This window comes from Desulfobacter sp. (assembly GCF_050177295.1).
On the sequence record NZ_JBFXHE010000413.1, the window covers coordinates 1 to 3,905 of the forward strand.

Annotated in this window: 4 protein-coding genes and 1 pseudogene; all 5 read left to right on the forward strand. The window is 46.0% G+C overall.

The genetic code is table 11. The features are described 5' to 3' along the window. Positions 1-920, forward strand: a 920-nt coding sequence (locus AB7U36_RS20120) for an ATP-dependent DNA helicase (protein WP_428161416.1), incomplete at its 5' end; no start/stop codon positions are given. Positions 921-1,061: 141 nt separating this feature from the next. Continuing rightward, on the forward strand, positions 1,062-2,432 hold the full coding sequence (gene resB, locus AB7U36_RS20125) for a cytochrome c biogenesis protein ResB (RefSeq protein ID WP_428161417.1): 1,371 nt from the start codon (positions 1,062-1,064) through the stop codon (positions 2,430-2,432). Further along, entirely contained in the window at positions 2,429-3,262 is an 834-nt protein-coding gene (ccsB, locus tag AB7U36_RS20130; protein WP_428161418.1) for a c-type cytochrome biogenesis protein CcsB, read from the forward strand. The genes resB and ccsB overlap by 4 nt, the downstream gene beginning before the upstream one ends. Before the next feature lie 18 nt (positions 3,263-3,280). Beyond that, positions 3,281-3,610 (forward strand): annotated as a pseudogene (locus tag AB7U36_RS20135) (transposase); the annotation flags it as partial. Between the two features lie 35 nt (positions 3,611-3,645). After that, on the forward strand, positions 3,646-3,816 hold the full coding sequence (locus AB7U36_RS20140; protein WP_428161419.1) for a hypothetical protein: 171 nt from the start codon (positions 3,646-3,648) through the stop codon (positions 3,814-3,816). Positions 3,817-3,905 lie beyond the last annotated feature (89 nt).

Consider the following 3,905-nt stretch of genomic DNA (forward strand, 5'->3'; position numbering starts at 1 on the left):
CCATGATTGACATGGCGCTTATGACAAGACTTTTTGAGGCCATCTGCCCTGATGCACGCATTGTCATGCTCGGTGATATGAAACAACTTTCTCCTGTTCAGGCTGGGGCCGTGTTTTCCGACCTGTGTCATGCAGATGTTTTGTCCGGTTTCCGGGTATTTCTGGATTTTAATTTCAGGTCCGGGGGGAAAGCCGGCATTGAAAAACTTGCCACGGCTGTTAATGTCAGTGATGCGGATACCGTGGCAGATATTCTCAAGGCGGATTACCCTGATCTTGAATTTGTGGATACTGTTAAGGATGGGGGATCTCAGACCCGCCTTGAAGCCTGTATCCGGGAAGGGTACAAGCCGCTTTGGGATGCAGCATCCCCTAAGCAGGCCATGGCGGCGGTTGATGGATTTCGTGTGCTGTGCGCCCACAATTCAGGGAACAGCGGAACATTACAAATTAATCATCTATGTGAAAAAACATTACAGTCTAAAAGGAAAAATGGTATAAAGCGGCCTGTTTTTAAAACGCTTTTAATGGTCCGGCGCAATGATTACAAAAGGGCGCTGTTTAATGGTGATACCTGTGTGGTCCTTGAAGAAAATGAAGTTGCAACAGCCTGGTTTGCCCCGGAACAGTCAGATTCAGGAACATCAGAAATCAGGCATTTCAGGATGTCTGATCTGCCTGAGTGTGAGCTTGGCTTTGCCGTGACCGTCCATAAAAGCCAGGGATCGGAATTTGACACTGTGCTGATCCTCATCCCTGAACAAATATCACCGGTGGTTACCCGGCAGTTGATTTATACGGGGATCACACGGTCCCGGAAAAAAGTGATTATTTTCGGCAGTATGCCCACGATCCGACAGGCCGTACAGACCTCTGTTGAACGTAGATCCAATCTGCAGGCGGTTCTGGATGGGGAATAGACCTCAGATAACGGGGGCGGATATATTGAGTACCTGACACGGGTCAGCCTTGTAAAAGCTGCCGGCATGACCTGTAATATGACGTGAAAGCGGTCTGACTAATCTTGGCGCTTTCATACAAATTTTAGTGAAAGAATCGTTTTGAAACAAAAAGAAAGCTTTGCCGATCAAATATGGATGTTTTTTGCCTCGGTGAAACTCACTGTGTATACCCTGGTGCTTTTAGCCTTAACCTCCATCATTGGCACCGTGGTTTTGCAGAACGCAAGTCCCGAAGCCTATATCAGACTTTACGGTCCAGGATTATACAATATGATCCAGGTGCTTGATCTGGACAGGATGTATCAGGCTTGGTGGTATCTGCTGCTCATGGTTGTTTTATGCGTTAATATTGTTGTCTGTTCCATTAACCAGCTTTCTGTTACCTGGAAAATTATTTTTCCCCAAAAAATCTCGATTAATCCCCAGCGGTTTGAAAAAACTAAAAACAGACAGCAGTTTGAGTGTCACCTTCCCATGGACCACTTTGCGTCCCAGGCAAAGCAGGTGCTTGCCAGGCGGGTCGGAAAAGTTGTTGAAAAAACAGATGAAAAGGGTCTGCTTTTGTATACGGAAAAAGGCAGGTGGTCCCGCCTGGGAGTTTACGTGGTCCATACAAGTGTGCTCCTGCTGCTTGCCGGTGCACTGATCGGGTCTGCATTGGGATTCAAGGCCAACCTGCGCCTGGACGAAGGACAGGCCGCAGATACCGTGTTTGATGCCCACACACGGCTGCCGATAAAACTACCGTTCACAGTCAGGTGCAATAATTTTCAGGTCAAATTTTACGATACAGGGGCACCGGACGAATTTAAATCCAGTCTGACTATCCTTGAAAACAACCAGGAAAGTTTTTCAGAAGACATCCTGGTCAACCATCCGCTAAGGTATAAGGGCATCAATATCTTCCAGGCTTCCTATGGTGCAACCACGCCTGATGAAGCACTTTTTGAAATCACGGACAATGAAACCGGAACCATTGAAACTCACACCATTCAAAACGGCGGGGTCGCGCAGCTGCCGGCTGGTACCGGTACGTTTACATTTGAAGGATTTCTGCCCCATTATGATTTCAACGGTCATGACCTTGGCGAGGCGTTTATCGGGCGCCTTGATATAACCCACGGCCAAAATGTCCAGATTGCTTTGCCCACCAAGTTTCCAACCTTTGATAAAATGCGAAAGGGCAGATTCATGATTGAGGTCAAATCCTGGGACCATGCCTATTACACCGGCCTTCAGGTGACAAAGGATCCGGGCGTTCCCTTTGTGTACACAGGCTTTCTTCTTATGATCATCGGCTGCTGGGTCACTTTTTTTGTTTCCCATCAGTCCGTGTGCATCGGTCTTGAACAAACCGGGTCCGGCAGTACCCGGGTGTGGGTGGCCGGCCGGGCCAACCGCAACGCACAGAGCACCAATCTGGCCGTTAAAAAACTTGCAAAGGAATTAAAGGACGTATCAGGCAAATGAATTCATCCCTGCTTTTATCGGCTGCAACATTTATCTATGCTTTGGCATCGGTATTCTATATTGGATCTTTCTCATTTAAAAAACAGGCGTTTGCCCGGCTTGGGTTCTGGGTGATTGTTATCGGGCTTGTGGCCAATACCGGCGGGATTTTACTGCGGTGGGTGGAATCCTACCACATGGGATACGGCCATGCACCCTTTTCCAATATGTATGAGTCCCTGATCTTTTTTTCATGGACTACCGCTGCCCTTTATGTGTTTGTGGAAATTAAATACGCAGAAAGCATCATCGGCGTATTTGTATCTCCCTTGATTTTTCTGGGTATTGCCTATGCCAGCTTTGATCCGTCCATCACGTCAAAAATTACGCCTTTGATCCCCGCACTTAAGTCCAACTGGCTCATTGCCCATGTAATTACCTGCTTTTTGGGGTATGCAGGCTTTTCCCTTGCCTTTGGGTTCAGCTTTATGTACTTCATCAAACCCAAAGATCCCGGAGCAAATCGTCTGTTTGCAAAACTGCCGGACTGGGATACCATTGATGAATTAACCTACCAGATGATCGTTTTCGGGTTTCTTTTCCTGACCATCGGTATTATCACAGGCGCTGTATGGGCGAATTCCGCCTGGGGTAAATACTGGTCCTGGGATCCTAAAGAGACCTGGTCTTTGATCACCTGGTTTATTTATGCTATTTTCCTGCATCTGCGGCTGATGCGCGGGTGGCACGGAAAAAATCTTGCCATTGTTTCCATCATTGGATTTTTAGGGGTGCTGTTTACCTATTTCGGGGTGAATTTTCTTTTATCCGGGCTTCATAGCTACGCCTGAAAACAAAAAACATATCTCCTGTTTGGAGATGAAGTCTCCTTTCCTCAATGGGGCAGCCTCACTTATACCTGGGCGCCAATTAGACACCAACCCACTGTCCCTACTTCGGGAATACGAAAAGGCTATAAAGTATTGGGACTTATCGACTACTTTTCCGGCAGGTTCTTCTACAAAACTCTTGAGGGCCGCTTCAACTCAGAATCTTATAAAGATTTCCTTTTGGAAGTCCTCGGTAAAACAACAAAACACATTTTCCTGGTTCAAGATGGAGCAAGATATCATACCCCTGCCGCTATGAGGTTATTTTGTGAACAATTTAAGGAGCGTCTGACTGTTTATCAATTACCAGCATACTCTCCCGATTTTAATCCCATTGAAAAGTTATGGAAAAAGATGAAATTCATCTGCATTATTTCCCAACTTTTGATTCTCTCAAGCAAAAAGTCGAAGAGGCTCTTTCACATTTTGCTCATCGACAAAAGGAGATTCTTGGACTTTTGGGGCATTGTGAAGAATTAAAACTCGACTATCAAGTTTTTTCTTCAGCCCTGTAAACACTGGGCTGAGAAATGGTCTTTTTCGGAGGCCAAAAATACTTAAAAAAGAATAACAGGTTGATATTATTGCATTTTAAAAATTATAC